This window comes from Pedobacter hiemivivus (genome assembly GCF_005144565.1).
Taxonomy (GTDB): Bacteria; Bacteroidota; Bacteroidia; order Sphingobacteriales; family Sphingobacteriaceae; genus Pedobacter; species Pedobacter hiemivivus.
On sequence record NZ_SWDX01000001.1, the window covers coordinates 493418 to 511003 of the forward strand.

The following is a 17586-nucleotide window of genomic DNA, read 5'->3' on the forward strand; positions in this document are numbered from 1 at the left end:
CAAATGTATAAACTTTACTACAACAATAAGGTAGGAAACCGTACTGTGCTCAATACTTGTGTTTTAAAAAGACAAGAACAGCCAAGTTTACTACAACGAACCGAATTTAAAAAATGGCTTATGCGGATTAATTTTACCTGTATTTTGTTATTTTTTGGCTTTATGCAATCAGCCTTAGCTACAAGAGCTCAAAAGATTAGTCTTTCGCATAAAAATGTATCTATTGAAACTGTTTTTACAGATATCCGCAAACAGAGTGGCTATGATTTCATTTATCCAAAAAACTTAGTTAAAAATTCTAAACTAGTCACTATTCAGGCAAGGAATGAAGAACTCAGAGATGTGCTGATTCAGCTGTTTCAAGATCAGTCCTTCACTTATTCACTGGAGAACAGGACCATCGTGGTTAAAGAGCTGGAGAAGACCATGACAGAAAGGATTAGGGAATATTTTTTACAGCCTATCAATATTAAAGGAAAAATATTGGGACAGGATGGCGAGCCTTTAGTAGGTGCAAGTGTCCATGTTAAAGGTCACAAAATTACCTCCCTAACTGATAGGAAAGGTGAATTCAGCTTAACTGATGTGCCGGAAAATGCAACCCTGGTTATTTCTTATGTGGGGTATGTTTCTAAAGAAATAAAAGCAGGAATGCGGAGTGCAGATTTAGGAGCGATTACGCTATTGATGTCCATGTCTGAACTGTTGGAGGTAGGTGTGGTGATTAATACAGGTTACCAGGTTATATCGCCTGAGCGTGTAACGGGATCATTTGGAGTAGTAACAGGTCGGAGATTGGAAGCGAGATTGGCGATAGATTTGAAGTCAGCCTTAGAGGGACAATTGGCTGGAGTCGTGCTGGATAAGAAGGGTAATATAGAAATCAGAGGGGTATCGACCTTTGGTGCTGAGAAGAATCCACTTGTTGTTGTAGATGGATATCCTATTGAAGGTGGAATTGATAACGTAAATCCGCTCAATATCAGTAGTGTAACGGTACTTAAAGATGGTGTCGCGGCCTCTATTTATGGATCACGTGCAGCAAATGGGGTAATAGTTATTACCACGAAGGGAGGAGCAAATGGAGGACCAAGGCTGACCTATAATGGATTGGTGAATTATGTTTCAAAACCTAATTTAAACGATTTGAACCGTTCATCATCTTCAGATTATATTGATGCTGAGTTAGATTTGTTTAAGCAAGATCCAAATGCCGCTTCAACAGTTGCTAAGGGGAACATGAGCCGGGTAACTTACCTGATGATGCAGGTAAGAGAAAATAAGATTTCTGAGGCTGAGGCGATGGCAGAAATTAACCGGTTATGTAATGTTGATGGGTTGAAGCAGTTTGAAGATCAATACTTTCGTCCTGAAATTAGCAATCAGCATAACTTTAATATTTCCGGCGCAACTGAAAAAAATAGCTATAACGTAGCGCTTAACTTATTAAATACAAGGGAGAATTTTATCCAGAGTAATAGTAACCGTCTTATTCTTGATGTTAAAAATGAGTGGAGGCCTTTTAAATTCTTAACTGCTGGTGCAACTGTGAACATCGTTTACAACAATCGTTTAACACCGTATGACGATTATACCAAGATGATCAATTATAATGCAGCGTCTATTTTGCAGCCTTATACAGATCTTGTAGATGGGAATGGAAATTCTGCAGCAGTATGGGGCTTGAGTCAGTATAAAATGGACACGTACAAGAAAACTCCAGGGATGAAAGACTGGACGAATATTCCTTTAAATGATCTTTCAAAGATGACCAGAAGGAATGTCGATTTTCAAACCCGTCTTGGTGGTTTTGTAAGAGCGCGATTAGTGGAAGGGCTTACTGCTGAGTTTGGTGGTAGCTGGCAGCGTGGCAGTACACAGATGAAAGAGTTCCGTGATGTGGATTCATACGCGGTAAGAATTGCCTATAACGATGCAACTTCACTGAAAAATACAGCGAATCATTATTTGCCGGACGGTAGTCTTGTTGATGAAAGCAGGAATATCAGTGAAAACTGGACGGTAAGATCCCAGCTTAATTATAATCGCGGCTTTGATAACAACAAACATCGTGTTACTGCCCTGGTTGGAAATGAAATACGTAAGCTTACTTTCGATAATAACCGTATAGAAACACGTGTGGGTTATAATTCGACTGCCGGTTCTTTTGTTCCGATGAATTTAAAGGATTATAATTCAACAGTATATACTTCTGATATGTTGATGGGCAGGCAAATTTTGTTAGATCCGGGGAAATATGAATACCGCGATAATCGTTTTGTTTCCTGGTATGGAAATGGATCTTATGAGTACGACAACCGTTTTATTTTGAGTGGTAGTATTCGTTTAGATTTGACCAATTTCTTTGGAACAGATCCTAAGTACAGATACCGTCCATTATGGTCTGTGGGGGGTACTTATAAATTGGCTGAAGAAGAATTTATTAAAAACGATTGGATAAATAGGTTAAACCTTAGAGCCTCTTATGGTGTGAGTGGAAATATTTCTCTAAACCAGGGCCCTTTTCTTATCTTATCAACAGGATCGTTTAACAATTATACTGGTGGGGTTTCTTATGGAGTGGCTTCTCCTCCTAACAATCAATTGCGTTGGGAAAGAACCAACATTGTTAATTTTGGGATTGATTTTGCTGCCTGGAATCACAGGTTTAATGCCAGCTTAGATTATTATACTAAAAATAGTACTGATCTATTGGCTGCTGAGGCAGCAGACCCGACTTCGGGTTTTGCTACGGTTACTAAGAATGCAGGTGAAATGTCGAATAGTGGTGTGGAGTTGGCATTGAACATGGACCTGATCAGAAGTAACAACTTCCGCTGGAACATGGGAACTAACATTTCTTATAATTACAACAAGGTAAAGTCTTATAACGTTGTTCGGAATTATGCCAGCAGTTATGCAACTGCTGGAGGTATTTTAGTAAAGAATTACCCAGCCGATGGCCTTTGGGGATATCGTTTTGCAGGATTGAGCAATTTGGGTGAGACTCAGGTTTACAATGCAGCGAATGCAGTGATTAAACCAGGCGATGCAGTTACCTCCGACGTGGCTTATTTAGGAACATTACGTCCAAAGTATGACCTTTCTCTGATCAATACTTTTACTTATAAAAGTTGGGACTTAACAATGTTGTTTATTTCGAAATTAGGTCATAAGTTTCGTAAGGATAACTTCAGCGGATCTAATTATTTAAACAGACACGTGTCGGAGCGCTGGCAGAAACCAGGGGATGAGAACCATACCATTTATCCGGTATTGCAGGCATGGAACATGGACATGTTCTATTTCCCATATACGGATGTAGTGATTGGTAATGCCAGTTATGTAAAACTCAGAGACCTGACTTTGTCGTACAACTTCGACAAACTTGCGAAGAAGCTTAAAATGAGCAATGCGAAGGTATTTGTTCAGGGCCGCAATTTGTTTAGAATTACGGCTAAAGGAGTAGATATCGACCCTGAGACTGCTGAAGTAAATACTTCGGGTGGTACAGGGGCTGCAACAGAGCAAGGTTTTACCTCTTTGCCTTTACCTCGTGAACTCTTTTTTGGTGTGACTTTCTCGTTTTAAAAATTAAATTATGCAAACAAAATATTTAAATACGGTACTTTTGGCAGTCTTGGTATTGCTGGTATCATCATGCAAAAAGTATCTCGATGTTAAACCGGTAGGGAAGTTGATTCCCGCCAAAGCGGAAGAATTGGAGAATCTTTTAAATAACAGCAGTACATTGGATTATCACTTTATTGATAACAACAGAGGGAGTTATTATGCGCTTTTAGGGGATAATTTTCAACTTAGTGAAAATCAGGCAAAGTACTTGTACGTAAGCACACATCCAAATATTGATCGTTATGCTGCTTATACTTTCTATTTACCTTATGAAAATCCCAGAAATCCTCAGTATACCTGGGATTGGGGTATTTATCGTGCACTTGGATTGTTTAACAATGTAATTGAAGGGGTAAAGGAATTGCCTAATGCTTCGGGATCTGAATTGGGGAAAACGATCACCGCGCAAGCTAAGGCTGGTCGTGCCTGGTCGATAATGGTCGGTACACTTGGTTATGGCCCTATGTATGATCCTAACGGTGCAAATGATACAAAGGTGCTTCCTTATCGTATTTCGGCAAATCCTAATACACCTAATCCTGAATTGTCAACCACCGCAGGAGCGTTTGCGCTGATTGAACAGGATTTAAAGGATGCGTTGGCTGCTCCGAATAATGTGGCTAACCCCAGTCGTGCCAATGTTTCAGCTGTTCATGCGCTGTTGACTCAATTCTATATGTATAAAAGGGATTGGCCAAAGATGTTGGAGCATGCTAAGGAAGCCTGGAATCGCTCGGTAGTAATTAAAGGGGGAGTGGACAACATGATTTATAACTATAATGTATTCTCTTATAAACCCAATCCAAATGCTTCGCCTTCCCCAGGAACGGATGTGGAGGTGGCGTTGGAGTTACAAGGACCGGATTTATTGTTGAATCAGAGTGACAACAGGGAGAACTTGTTTTTTAGACTATCTCCATCAGGAACAGGTCACTATCCTTCACCGGAGTTCTTGGATTTGTTCGACAAAATAACGGATAGAAGATACAAGTTGTTCGCATTGAAGGCTTTAGGTTATGCTACAACTGTAGGGGGTGTGAAGTATGATGATGGTGTAGTAACTAAGTATTATCGCGATTCGAAAATGTTAGGCAGTGAGGGAATTACCTATCCTGAATTGTTGTTGATGAAAGCAGAAGCGAGTGCCCGTTTAAATGATTTGGGTGCTGCACTTACAGATTTGAATCTGCTGCGTAAATATCGTTATTCAGGGGCTAATACAGATTTGGTAAATGGTGCTGCATTGAGTCAGGATAACTTGCTTTTTGAGATTTTAAAAGAGCGTCGTAGAGAAATGCCGATTGGTACTTTTCAACGTGTATTTGATATTAAACGTTATGTTTTTGATGCCGGTAAGCCTTGGAGCAAGACTAGCATTACGCACAGCATTGGTACGAAAACTTATACTGGCCTAGTTAACAACGCTAATTTTTCAATGCGGATTTCTAATAATGTGATTCTTTTAAATCCACAGTGGGGCTTAACGCCTTGGTCGGGAACTTACGATCCTACTTCTAATAAGTAGGAGTTGATTTAAACAAAGAAAGGGATGTCGCATCCACGCACATCCCTTTTCTAACCAAATATAAACCTGTATGAACGGGTTTTACTTTAAGTTTGCGTAGTACTCTACGAATTTAGCTAATGCAGAAGAATAGCCCCATTCGTTATCATACCAAGAAACTACTTTTACGAAGTTGTCATTCAATGAAATACCAGCTTTTGCATCAAAAATTGAAGCGTGGTCATCTCCGATAAAGTCAGAAGAAACTACATCATCTTCTGTGTATGCTAATACGCCTTTCAACTCACCTTCAGAGGCAGCTTTCATGGCTTTTTTAATGTCTTCGTAAGTTGCAGCTTTTTCTAAACGTACAGTTAAATCAACAACAGAAACGTCAGCAACCGGTACGCGGAAAGACATACCAGTTAATTTACCTTTCAATTCTGGTAATACCATACCTACTGCTTTAGCAGCACCAGTAGAAGAAGGGATGATGTTAGAGAAACCACCACGACCACCTCTCCAGTCTTTAGCAGACGGGCTATCAACAGTTTTCTGAGTTGCAGTAACTGCGTGAATTGTACTCATCAAACCTTCAACGATACCAAAGTTATCATTTAATACCTTTGCGATTGGTGCAAGGCAGTTTGTAGTACAAGATGCGTTAGAAACGATAGTTTGATCTGCAGTTAATTTATCATGGTTAACACCCATTACATAAGTAGGGATGTCGCTATCTTTTGCCGGAGCAGAGAATACCACTTTTTTAGCACCTGCTGCAATGTGTTTTTCAGCGTCAGCTCTTGTTAAGAATAAACCAGTTGATTCGATAACAACTTCAACACCTACTTCATCCCATTTCAAATTAGCTGGATCTCTTTCAGCTGTAATACGGATTGTTTTTCCGTTTACTACAAGGTTACCATTTTCTACAGCAATGGTGCCATCAAAACGACCATGTGTAGTGTCGTATTTTAACATATAAGCCATGTAATCCGGCTCAACAAGGTCATTAATCGCAACGATATCTAATCCTCTTTTTAAAGCAGCTCTAAAAACCAGTCTGCCGATACGGCCGAAGCCGTTAATTCCAATTTTGCTCATCTTATTAATTTGAATAGTAGTTTAATAAATTATATATAGGTTCCTTAGTAATAGTTGTAATGGAGAGCCCATGTTTTTTTGCAATTGCACGTAATTGATCCTGAAAGCTTCCAGCAACAATACCTACAAAATGTATTTCTTTTCCAGGGTGAAGTTTAACTGTTGGCAATAAATACGTTTGAAAATAGAGTTCAAAAGCATTGTCTATAATCTCCAGTATATATTTATTGTCTCTGTTTTCAAGGAAAAAATCAAAGAAAGAACTTAAAAATAGCTGGGCCATAGGTTTTTTATACACCCTTTCCAGTATCTGTGGTCTGTCTAGATTGTATTTCAACTCAAACTGCTTCTGCAAATCAGCAGGAAGTTTGTTCTGAAGAAAACGCTTTAAAATTGTTTTTCCAAGATAATTGGCCGAGCCCTCATCTCCAAAAACATAACCCAGTCCAAAATTATTTTTCTCCGGTTTTTTACCGTCAAAATAGGCGCAGTTGGCTCCGCTACCTAAAATACCTACGATACCGCTGTTGTTAAAGCATGCCGATATAGCCGCGCCATAAAGATCATCCTTAACAGTTATTTTACTGTGTTTAAAAAATAGGCCTAATGTATGGGCAAGCTCTTCTTTTCTTTCGTCAGACGAAGCACCAGCAGCAAAAACATAAATCTTTTTTATGCTTTCGGCATGATTGATCAGCGTAGCTTTTTTATTTAAATACTGAAGAATAGTTTTTTGGTCATTAAAACAAGGGTTAATTCCAGGCATACTGCATTCGGCAATAGCCTTGCCATCTTTGGCAATTTTCCAGAACGCTGTTTTTGATCCGCTATATACTATTGCTATCATGTTAGATGGATAAAACTTTAGTCATTTCCAATAAATCACTTTCCAGCTTAAAAGTATGTCTGGTTAGTGCTTCTTCTATACTTGTTGTTTTAACTTCATTGCCTCTCAAACCAACCATTTGCATGGTATTTCCCCTTAGCAATTCGTTAACTGCGGCAAAACCAAGTCTGCTGCCCAGGATTCTATCAAAGCTACTTGGACTACCTCCACGCTGAAGATGGCCTAAGATCGTAACTTTGGTATCATAATGATTAAATCGTTCCTTAACCTTTTTTGCTACATCGTAGGCTCCACCATCTTTATGTCCTTCGGATACAATTACAATACTCGAAGTCTTTTTGGTAGATGCACCGGTTTCCAGTTGAGCGATCAATTCATTTAAACTAGTCTCTCTTTCTGGTAGTAGCACTGCTTCGGCACCACTAGAAATGGCACTTCTTAAGGCGATACAGCCCGAATCACGGCCCATTACTTCAATAAAGAACAAGCGGTCGTGAGAATCTGCAGTATCTCTGATTTTATCTATAGCTTCAATAACAGTATTAATGGCTGTGTCATATCCTAGGGTAAAGTCAGAGCCGTAAAGGTCATTGTCAATAGTTCCTGGAACACCGATCACCCGGATGCCGAATTTTTCTCCGAAACGCTTGGCTCCGGTAAAAGTTCCGTCACCACCAATAACCACAAGTCCATCTATATCATGAGCTTGAAGATTTTTGTAAGCCAATTCCAGTCCTTCCTCAGTTTTAAATTCTAAACAGCGTGCTGTTTTTAGAATGGTACCCCCAAGATGAATGATGTTACTCACGGATCTTGCATCCATGGGAATAATGTTGTTATTGATTAATCCCTGGTATCCTTGCATGACACCAAACATATTGATACCATTGTATATTCCGGTTCTAATCACTGCTCTGATGCAAGCGTTCATTCCGGGAGCATCTCCTCCAGATGTTAATACAGCGATATTTTTAATATTTGGTCTCATAATTTATAGATACGAATATAGCGTGTATTTTTTACACTAAGTAATTTATTTTTAATTTTCCTAAGTTAATACGAAACAAGTGTATTTATTTATCTTTTTTTGTAAAAAAAAGATAATGCGTAATGCTGATATCTTTTGATGGGATTGATTTTGTTTTTTGCAGTATCAAAAGTTATTTGCATTTTGGTGTCAAAATGATTCTACTGGAATATAACGTGTGAAAACCCGGAAAATTTCAAAAAGATCAGGGAATATATAATATCTAACAATTAATGTTTTGAAAGAAATTTTGCCAAAATTTAATTCCACTTTCTCGATTGATTGTGTGCTTTTCGGATTTGATGAAGGAGAATTGAAAATTCTTCTAATTGAAAGGAACGAAGAACCCTTTAAGGACTGGTGGGCCTTACCAGGTAACCTGGTTGAAGAGGATGAGAGTTTAGACCAATCGGCTACCAGAATTTTACATGAGCTTACAGGCTTAAGTGATATCTATATGGAGCAGTATTATACCTTTGGTGATGTAAACAGGCACCCACAAGGTAGAGTAGTCAGTATAGCCTATTACGCCCTTTTAAGATTAGGAGGGGATAAAGTTGTAAAACCAATTAGTAATTATGCTAAGCAGGCTTATTGGAGAAATGTTAAAGACCTGCCTAAGCTGGCTTTTGATCATCAGGAAATCTTTGAAAAAGGAATGGAGAAGATCAAACGGAGGATTAAGCATCAACCTATTGCATTTGAACTATTGCCAGAGAAATTTACCTTAACCCAGCTTCAAAATGTTTATGAAGTGATTTTGAATAAAAAACTGGACAAAAGAAATTTCAGGAAAAAGATGTTGAGTTTCGGCGTGCTAAGAGATCTAAATGAGAAACAGTATGGAGTTTCATTTAGAGCAGCAACCTTGTATAAGTTTGACAAAAGGAAATACGCCAAATTATTTAGTAAAGAGATTTCATTTTAGAGGCTTGTATAGGCCTTCGGTAACGCTTCGAATAGGGTTGCACCTTGGAAGGAGCTTTAGAGGCATCTCATAGGGCTTTTATAGGACTATGAGTCCTACCAGACTCCTAGGAGGGTCCTAGGACACCCCTTGTTCGGTCCTAGCCCTGAGCCAGGCTCCCCGAAGAATTACCAAAGCGCTCAGACAACTTGCCTAAAAACAAAAGGCCCGTATCATCTTCGTGATACGGGCCTTTATTATATTATTTAATATGACTACTATTTGTTTACGATGTTTACATGGTAATCAACAAGGTCATCTATAGGAGAACGGATGATTTTTCCGATGCCCATTTCATACCTATCAGCCACTACACTTAATATATCTCTGAAGCTATAGCCTACAGAACCAACGCAGTTTAATTTATAATCCTTATAGTTCGGGTAATGCGTAACCAGGTTATCAAAAAATGCGGTAAACGCATAGTCTATTGTATTGAAAGTATAGTCTTCGTAACTGTCCTTATAATCGTAAACAAACTTACTGAATCCTGCGCAAAAACGATTAGGAAGAGGTTTGTTATAGATATGATCAAAAATATCCTCATTGGTTAAGGCGTAGTTGTCATAGAAACTTTCTCTAAGACCTTTAGGCATATAACCTTTCATGTAATCGCTCAGGATCTTTTTTCCGATGAAACATCCGCTGCCTTCATCACCTAAAAAGTAACCTAATGAATCTATATTCAACGTAATGTCTTTACCATTGTAAAGGCAAGAGTTTGTACCTGTACCCAGAATTGCCGCGAAACCTGGCTCATCTCCCAGTAAAGCCCTGCACGAAGCCAATAGGTCGTGCCCGATGTTAATCTTTGCATTAGGGAAAACCTGTTGCATAGCATCTGCTACAATTTTTCTGTTTGTTTCTGTTGAACAACCCGCTCCGTAGTAGTTTACCTCGGTTAATTTTTCAGTTTCTAAATGATCTGGAAGAGACTTTCTTAAAGACTCAACAATGTAATCAGTTTTGGAAAAATATGGATTATAGCCTTCTGTATTGAAAAGAATTTTTCTTCCAGCTTCGTTAATTAAACACCAATTCGTTTTGGTTGAACCACCATCTGCAATAACTATCATCTTAGTTCGTTTTTTTCGGGGTAAAAGTAAATAATCCTACTGTTTTTGTACACGTTTTGCTCATAAATTTATTTTTTTGGTTTTGGTTGTTTAATTATTTTTCGCCCTTTAAATACTGATGAAGTGTGTTTTTTTGTTTTTTTTAGGTTAAGATATTGTTAAATAAACACTAAGCTAAATTACACTTGTTATTTTAAAATCCAAATTTAAAATTCCAGCCCAAAAAGTGGGGGTAAAACTACGAGGATATCCTGTAAGTTTTATGCTTATATTGGTGGTAATTTGAAAGCGCTTCAGTAATATTGTATAGAAAATTTATGTCCATGAAAATAGATCTGAGAAGCGATACCGTAACGGTGCCAGATAGTGGTATGCTAGAGGCAATGATGACTGCCAAAGTCGGAGATGACGTATTTGGTGAAGATGAAACCGTACATGCGCTGGAGCATAAACTTGCTGCACTCTTTAATATGGAGGCCGGCTTGTTTTGTCCATCGGGAACAATGACCAATCAGATTGCCATTAAATGTTTCACAAAGCCAATGGATGAGGTGATTTGTGACCAGGGTTCCCATGTATATCGTTATGAAAGGGGGGGCATTGCTTATCATTCTATGGCGTCGGTTAGGTTAGTGAATGGGATAAGAGGTATCCTTACGCCAGAGCTGATTGAACCTGAAATAAATGAAGAAAATATTCATTATCCAAACTCCAGTTTAGTGGTATTGGAAAATACAGTGAATAAGGGCGGTGGTGCCTGTTACAACCTAGCTCAGATAGAACCTATTCATACGCTATGTAATATCAAAGAAATAAAATTGCATTTGGATGGTGCCCGTATATTTAATGCGCTAACCGCAACAGGAGACCATGCATTGGCTTACGGACAGTATTTCGATGGGATATCAGTTTGTTTGTCTAAAGGGCTGGGTGCTCCGGTGGGTTCGGTTTTATTGGGCTCAAAGGAAACCATTAGGGAAGCCATTAAAATTAGGAAAGCCTTTGGTGGCGGTATGCGTCAGGCAGGCTTTTTAGCCGCTGCTGGTATTTATGCTTTAGATCATAACATTCCGAAACTAGCCCAGGATCATAAACATGCTAAGGCATTGGGCGATGCATTGAGTAAGGTGAGTTATGTTTGCTCAGTGCTCCCTGTCGAAACTAATATTGTTGTGTTTGAACTTGCTAATGGTATACGACCTGAAACTGTGGTACACCATTTGGCCGAAAGCGGAGTCCTTTGTAATGCTACCGGACCAAAAACGGTAAGAATGGTGACACATTTAAATATTTCTGAAGAAATGATAGATAGGGCAATCGAAAACATAATACATTTGCACTTATCAGCTCATAAATAACTTTCATCCATTAATGAAGAAAATTCTTATAGCCAACCGCGGCGAAATCGCATTGCGTATCATGCGTTCAGCCAGAGAAATGGGGATAAAAACCGTTGCCGTTTATTCAGAGGCAGATCGCCAATCATTACACGTATTGTATGCCGATGAGGCTGTCTGTATAGGGCCCGCGCCTTCTAATCAATCTTATCTTATAGGAGAGAAGATCATTGAAGCTTGTAAAACTACAGGAGCAGAGGCCATTCATCCTGGTTATGGGTTTTTATCTGAAAACGCAGGTTTTGCAAGATTGGTAAAAGCATCTGGACTGATCCTGATCGGCCCTACACCTGAGGCGATGGAAATAATGGGCAATAAGCTGTCGGCCAAAGCTGCAGCATTGAAGTACAAAATACCCATGGTTCCAGGTACAGAAGAAGCCATTACAGATATTGAAGAAGCAAAGCTAAGAGCTGTGGAAGTCGGATTTCCAATTTTAATTAAAGCAGCAGCTGGTGGGGGTGGTAAAGGAATGCGTGTAGTAGAGCAGGTATCCGATTTTGAAGAGCAAATGCAACTAGCGGTAAGTGAAGCGCAATCGGCTTTTGGTGATGGCTCCGTATTTATCGAACGCTATGTTTCTTCACCACGACATATAGAAATACAGGTGCTTGGAGATACCCACGGAAATATTGTTCACCTTTTTGAAAGGGAATGTTCCATTCAGCGCAGACACCAGAAGGTAATTGAAGAGGCTCCATCCAGCATCTTAACGGATGAAATCCGAAACAAAATGGGCAAATGCGCAGTGGATGTGGCAAGGTCTGTAAATTATGTTGGTGCTGGTACGGTAGAGTTTATTCTGGATGAAAACCTTGATTTTTTCTTTTTAGAGATGAATACCCGTTTGCAGGTAGAACATCCAGTAACGGAGATGATTACCGGTTTGGACCTGGTAAAAGAACAGATTAAAATTGCACGTGGCGAAAAGCTTTCTTATCAACAAGAAGATCTGGAAATTAACGGGCATGCGATGGAGTTAAGAGTTTACGCAGAAGATCCTGAAAATAACTTCCTGCCAGATATTGGTACTTTACAGACTTATAAAACGCCTAAAGGCAATGGTGTAAGGGTTGATGATGGTTTTGAACAAGGGATGGAAATTCCAATCTATTATGATCCGATGATTGCCAAGTTGATCACCTATGGTAAGGATAGGGAAGAAGCGATTGAACGGATGCTGAGAGCGATTGATGAATACCAGATCACTGGTATACAAACCACCCTGAGCTTCGGTAAATTTGTAATGCAACACGATGCTTTTAGATCCGGTAAATTTGATACGCATTTTGTGAGCAAATACTTTAACGCCGATAGTCTGAAAATTGAAAATGATGAGGAAGCCTTGATGGCAGCCTTGTTTGCCGCAATGTCTTTTAAAAAACAGGGGGTAGCTAAGCAGGAACAAACTTTGCAGGAAAGCACAAGCAACTGGAGGAAAAACAGGTTAAATAAATAGTGAAATTGATATGTTTACAGGGATAATAGAAACACTTGGAGAAGTTAAAAACATAACTGCAGAGGGTACAAATCTGCATTTTACGATTCAATCGACAATTAGTAACGAACTTAAAATAGACCAGAGTGTAGCACACAATGGGGTTTGTTTAACAGTTGTTGCTTTAACTGAAGATACACATACGGTGACTGCGATTCAGGAGACGTTGGAAAAGAGTAACATGCTATATCTGAAAGTCGGTAACAAAGTTAATCTGGAACGTTGTATGCAAATGAATGGCAGGTTAGATGGGCATATCGTTCAGGGTCATGTAGACCAGACTGCCGTTTGTGTTAAAAGGGCTGAGTTAGATGGTAGTTGGGAATATCGTTTTAAGTATGATGCTACCAATGGTAATGTTACGGTAGAAAAGGGCTCGGTATGCATCAATGGAATCAGTTTAACCGTTGTAGGCTCTGAAAAGGATGAGTTTTCTGTCTTTATTATTCCTTATACTTTTGAGCATACCAATTTACATGAGGTAAATGTAGGGGATACCGTGAACATTGAGTTTGATATTATTGGTAAGTATGTTGCCCGACTGGTAAACCGCTAGCTATCTTTTTAATTCCTCAATCTTATTTTTGATAAAGGCGATGTGGCGCTTTTGTTTCTGAGGGTCTTTTATATTGTTTAAGTATTGCGAATAATAGCTGATTGCATTCTTTTTATCGTTCAGCTTGTCTTCGTAAAGCAAGGCGATATTGTAGTATAAACTGCCATTGTTTTCGAACAGCAGACCTCTTTTGTAAACTTCAAGCGCTTCCTTATTTTGGTTCAAACTCTCGTACGAATCTCCTAATAGCCCATAATAAGAGGCTGTTTTTTGCGAAATCCCTTCTTTTATGGCCTTCTGTAAATAGCTGGTTGCAGTTTTGTAATCTCTAATAGCACGGTAAGATAATGCCATTTGGAAAAATAGGTTTTCAGCCGAAATGTAGGTAGATCCGAATAGCATTTTTCCTGCTTTTATAGCTTCAGGGTACTTTTTTAAAGCCATGCTTACTGGCATTTTTGCATTCAATAATAGGAGGTTAGTACTGTCTGCCGCTAAAGCCGAATCCAGGATCTCTTCGGCTTTATTAAATTGAATGTTTTTGAAATATAAATCCGCCAGCCCTGTTGCTACTTCAGCATCCTGATTATTTAATTGGTTTGCCTTTAGTAGGTAGGCTTTTCTTAAAGGACTTTGAAGATCAGTATCCAATTTTGCCAATTGTTTATAAGCATTGAAATTGTTGCTGTCTATTTTTAGCACCTTCAGGTAAAACCCTGTAGCTTCTGGTAATTTACCGGCCATTAGATTAGCATAAGCCAGTTGCTTTATTTTATTTATATCAGTACTGTCGCTGTAAATGCTTTGAAGATATTGTGCCGCTTCGGTATATTGTTGTGCCTGATAGTAATTTAGTAGTTTTTCACGGTCTAAATTCTCGGCAGTCTGTGCCTGCGTCAATTGATAAATGATACACAAAAAAAATAAAAGAAAAGGCTTCTTCATAGGTCGGAAAATTAGTAAAAACAACAGTTACTACCAAAAATTAAAACATATTGGCCAGATAATTGGTTCATTAACTAGTAAATAGAACGTTAATCTTTTAAAAATTGAGATATGGATACTTTAAAAAAGTTTGAATTAATGGAGAAGATTGTAAGAGAGTTGGGTGATTTGCAGAACTCACAGCAGGCAATTATCCAAAAAATAGGGAAAATTGAAGTTGACAATATTGAGCTTGGGGATAAAAGATTAGATAAAGATCTTTCCGATATGCATCAACGGGTAGCAGATAACCTGGATACCATTGTGGCGATTTTGACGTATTTTGAGGATAAAACCAATAATTTCGGAGATAAAAATAATGTTGATGCACTAAAAGAGCAGCAAGCCATTAATGGCGCAACCGGACAATAAATTGGTGTATTAGATTTTATAGCTCACTAATTGGCAAGAACAGCTGGAATTTGGTGCCTTTGTCAACTTCACTGGTGACTTCCATTTTTCCACTGTTCCTTTCCATAAAATCTTTGCAGATTACCAAACCCAGACCTGTACCTTTTTCATTCATGGTGCCTCTTGTGGAAACACTCGAACCATTGATCAGCATTTTTAGGGCTTCCTTTGACATGCCCATGCCATTGTCTTCAATAGATAGAATCATTTGATAGTGTTCGTTATAAACAGCCGTAATATTGATCTCGCATTCCTCATTGCAAAACTTAATGGAATTGTTTAAAATATTTCTGACTACAATTTGGATCATGAGCATATCGGCATAAACAATCATGCCCGGAAATACATCATGTATGATGTGAATACGCTTTATCGCTGCCGAGGGAAGGTGATAGTTCACTTCGTTGATGATCATGTTCCTCAATTCGAAATGCGTTTTGTTGATGCCATAGCCTTTTAGCTGGCTTCTCGACCAATGTAAAATGTTTTCTAAAAGATCAGTGGTATAAAGAATATCTCTGCTGAGTTTTGGAGCCAGGGTTTTGAACTCCTCGACAGTAATCATATCTGTATTGACCATTTTTAGGACTTCTGATAAATTTACCAAAGGCCCTCTAAGGTCATGTGCGATAATAGAAAATATCCTATCCTTTAATTGGTTTAACTTTTTAAGTTCTTCGGTTTGTTGTTTGGATTTTAAAGCATCAGCCTTTACAGCAGTTAAATCCTGAAGTTTTATAACTGTAGCTTCATTGTTTAGTTGATTGTCGTTTAGGTACATAACGTCTGCTTCCAGATCAAATGTAGATTGGTGAATTTGAACTTTCATTTCAATCTTCCCTGAATTGTGATTTTTCAGAAAATCGAGCAGTTCGTTTTGCTGTGGAAATAAGAATTCAATCTGTTCCCCAATAATTTTGTTTTTTTTATCTTCTTGAAGATATTTTTTGAAAGCAAGATTACAATCAATTACCCTGTTTTTACCATCTAAAACGAGATAACCATCTTGAATAAGGTCCAGTACCTTTTCTCTGGCAACGGGAAGAATGTCAAATAATTTAAATCGATAAATAGCCATTGAAATCAAAGCAATGGCTACAATAAATGCAAAGGGGGTAAGATCGAGATTGTCGAATGGACGTACACCAAGTAAGTAAGCAAGGTTAACCATCCAGGGGATTAATGCGGCAACAAATATGGTATAGTTTTGTCTTCTGTAGATGGCGTCGGCTTTTCGGAAGGTAGAAAGTATGAGATAGCTTCCTATCCCCATAAGTAGATAGAAATAAATAGTGAAACACCTGTACCATATACCCGGTTCTATAACAAGTGTTGGGAACGGGCCCGAATGGTCGAGGCTAAGGCTTTTGTATTGTAAATGATGGTAATCATTTGTCCACACTAATAATATGGTGATCAGGGATACACTTAGTAAAACGCTGAGGTTTAGCGGTTTCTTGTACCAGGAATCTTTGCCGGCCAGATGTAAACAAAATAAAAACCAATTTATAGGTAACGTTGTTATGCCTAGGTATTCAATGTTGATGAAAAAACGGATCTGACTCAGTGAATCACTGGCGAGTTCAAAGCCATAACCTAATGACCAAATGGCATTAGACAATAGCATGAACCCAAAAAATCGGACAGCTTCCCCTTTTTTTTGAAATAATCGGTACGAAAAAAAAAGAGTAACAATGCCACAGAAAATTAGCGTAATGGCGTACGAATTAAAGGTAAAATTCATTCGAATAGATAAAGATGATTAACCGCGCTGAAAGTGTTTGAAGCATTGTTATAGGTGTAGATATAAAACTACGTAAATTACTTTTCAATTGAAAAAAATTCTTAGTTTTACATAGATAATTTAATCATAAACTTATCCATCCTATGAAAAAAATAATTTTATCCGCATTGCTTGTCTCTTTAAATCTGGCTGCATTTAGTCAGGTTTTGCCTAGTTTTCAATTGGGCCTTAAAGGTGGAGCAAATCTTTCTAAATTAAGTACAGAAAATACTTTCAGCAGCGACAATAGAGCTGGTTATTATGTTGGTCTATGGACACGCATCGGTGCAGCAGGTATTCATCTGCAGCCGGAGTTGTATCTGAGTGGTAAAAACTCAACATTAAAGGATGCATCAGGCCAGGAAAATAAAGTGAAATTTACCAGTATGGATGTACCAATTCTTGTTGGTACTAAGTTTGGTGCTGCAGGAGTTGGCTTACGTTTAAATACAGGCCCTGTAGTATCGTTTGTATTAAGTGATGATCAATCTTTAAAGGATGCTGCAGGAAGTGCATTTAAGGGTGATTTTAAAGGTCAGAACTTTGCATGGCAATTCGGTGCCGGCCTGGATGTGGGGAATTTAGGTGTCGATTTAAGGTACGAAACCGGACTTTCTAAAATTGGAAAAAATGGCTATGACGATACAAAATTGAGTTTGTTTACTTTAGGATTGGCTTACAGGTTGTTCTAAAAACAGAAAGTTTTCCACATTTTGTGTAAAAGGGTAAGTTCTAGTAATTTACCCTTTCTTTTTGGCGTTATAATTGTTCTTGTATCTCTCCCTAACTTAATTATATA

14 protein-coding genes are annotated in these 17586 nt (G+C 38.4%); 8 read left to right on the plus strand and 6 right to left on the minus strand.

Features of this window, described 5'->3' with window-relative positions; all coding sequences use genetic code 11:
* The first annotated feature begins 3 nt into the window (after positions 1-3).
* Both FBD94_RS01790 and FBD94_RS01795 read left to right on the plus strand, forming a co-directional pair.
* The gene (locus tag FBD94_RS01790; RefSeq protein WP_136878857.1) at positions 4-3591 is read left to right on the plus strand and encodes a SusC/RagA family TonB-linked outer membrane protein; all 3588 of its coding nucleotides are present in this window, start codon (positions 4-6) and stop codon (positions 3589-3591) included.
* 10 nt (positions 3592-3601) lie between these two features.
* Complete coding sequence (locus tag FBD94_RS01795) at positions 3602-5158, plus strand: RagB/SusD family nutrient uptake outer membrane protein (RefSeq protein WP_131607645.1); 1557 nt, start codon at positions 3602-3604, stop codon at positions 5156-5158.
* Between the two features lie 81 nt (positions 5159-5239).
* Here the strand turns inward: FBD94_RS01795 and gap are convergent, their stop codons facing one another.
* Genes gap through pfkA form a run of 3 tightly spaced genes read right to left on the minus strand, consistent with a single transcriptional unit; the run spans position 5240 to position 8076 of the window.
* Positions 5240-6241, minus strand: a complete 1002-nt coding sequence (gene gap, locus FBD94_RS01800) for a type I glyceraldehyde-3-phosphate dehydrogenase (RefSeq protein ID WP_131607646.1) — start codon at positions 6239-6241, stop codon at positions 5240-5242.
* A 4-nt stretch (positions 6242-6245) separates the two neighbouring features.
* Positions 6246-7088, minus strand: coding sequence for a hypothetical protein (locus FBD94_RS01805; protein ID WP_131607647.1), 843 nt, complete (start codon positions 7086-7088; stop codon positions 6246-6248).
* 1 nt (position 7089) lies between these two features.
* The gene (pfkA, locus tag FBD94_RS01810; RefSeq protein WP_131607648.1) at positions 7090-8076 is read right to left on the minus strand and encodes a 6-phosphofructokinase; all 987 of its coding nucleotides are present in this window, start codon (positions 8074-8076) and stop codon (positions 7090-7092) included.
* A gap of 277 nt (positions 8077-8353) precedes the next feature.
* Between pfkA and FBD94_RS01815 the strand changes: the two genes are divergently transcribed.
* Positions 8354-9043 (plus strand): NUDIX hydrolase, encoded by a 690-nt coding sequence (locus FBD94_RS01815; protein ID WP_131607649.1) that lies wholly within the window; start codon positions 8354-8356, stop codon positions 9041-9043.
* A 257-nt stretch (positions 9044-9300) separates the two neighbouring features.
* Here the strand turns inward: FBD94_RS01815 and FBD94_RS01820 are convergent, their stop codons facing one another.
* Positions 9301-10158 carry an N-acetylglucosamine kinase gene (locus FBD94_RS01820; protein ID WP_131607650.1) on the minus strand — a complete coding sequence of 286 codons (858 nt, stop codon included), beginning with the start codon at positions 10156-10158 and terminating at the stop codon, positions 9301-9303.
* A 323-nt stretch (positions 10159-10481) separates the two neighbouring features.
* On the opposite strand from FBD94_RS01820, the gene FBD94_RS01825 reads away from it, so the two are divergent.
* Genes FBD94_RS01825 through FBD94_RS01835 form a run of 3 tightly spaced genes read left to right on the plus strand, consistent with a single transcriptional unit; the run spans position 10482 to position 13609 of the window.
* Positions 10482-11516 (plus strand): threonine aldolase family protein, encoded by a 1035-nt coding sequence (locus FBD94_RS01825; RefSeq protein ID WP_131607651.1) that lies wholly within the window; start codon positions 10482-10484, stop codon positions 11514-11516.
* A gap of 13 nt (positions 11517-11529) precedes the next feature.
* Positions 11530-13014: an acetyl-CoA carboxylase biotin carboxylase subunit gene (accC, locus tag FBD94_RS01830; RefSeq protein ID WP_131607652.1), complete on the plus strand. Its 1485-nt coding sequence runs from the start codon at positions 11530-11532 to the stop codon at positions 13012-13014.
* A gap of 10 nt (positions 13015-13024) precedes the next feature.
* On the plus strand, positions 13025-13609 hold the full coding sequence (locus tag FBD94_RS01835; protein WP_136878858.1) for a riboflavin synthase: 585 nt from the start codon (positions 13025-13027) through the stop codon (positions 13607-13609).
* Here FBD94_RS01835 and FBD94_RS01840 read toward each other — a convergent pair whose 3' ends face one another.
* Positions 13610-14554, minus strand: a complete 945-nt coding sequence (locus FBD94_RS01840; protein WP_131607654.1) for a tetratricopeptide repeat protein — start codon at positions 14552-14554, stop codon at positions 13610-13612.
* Positions 14555-14665: 111 nt separating this feature from the next.
* Between FBD94_RS01840 and FBD94_RS01845 the strand changes: the two genes are divergently transcribed.
* Entirely contained in the window at positions 14666-14965 is a 300-nt protein-coding gene (locus tag FBD94_RS01845; protein ID WP_131607655.1) for a hypothetical protein, read from the plus strand.
* Between the two features lie 16 nt (positions 14966-14981).
* On the opposite strand, the gene FBD94_RS01850 is transcribed toward FBD94_RS01845, so the two are convergent.
* On the minus strand, positions 14982-16748 hold the full coding sequence (locus FBD94_RS01850; RefSeq protein WP_131607656.1) for a sensor histidine kinase: 1767 nt from the start codon (positions 16746-16748) through the stop codon (positions 14982-14984).
* A gap of 143 nt (positions 16749-16891) precedes the next feature.
* Here FBD94_RS01850 and FBD94_RS01855 point away from each other — a divergent pair, with 143 nt between their 5' ends.
* Entirely contained in the window at positions 16892-17479 is a 588-nt protein-coding gene (locus tag FBD94_RS01855) for a porin family protein (RefSeq protein WP_136878859.1), read from the plus strand.
* The last annotated feature ends 107 nt before the right edge of the window (positions 17480-17586 follow it).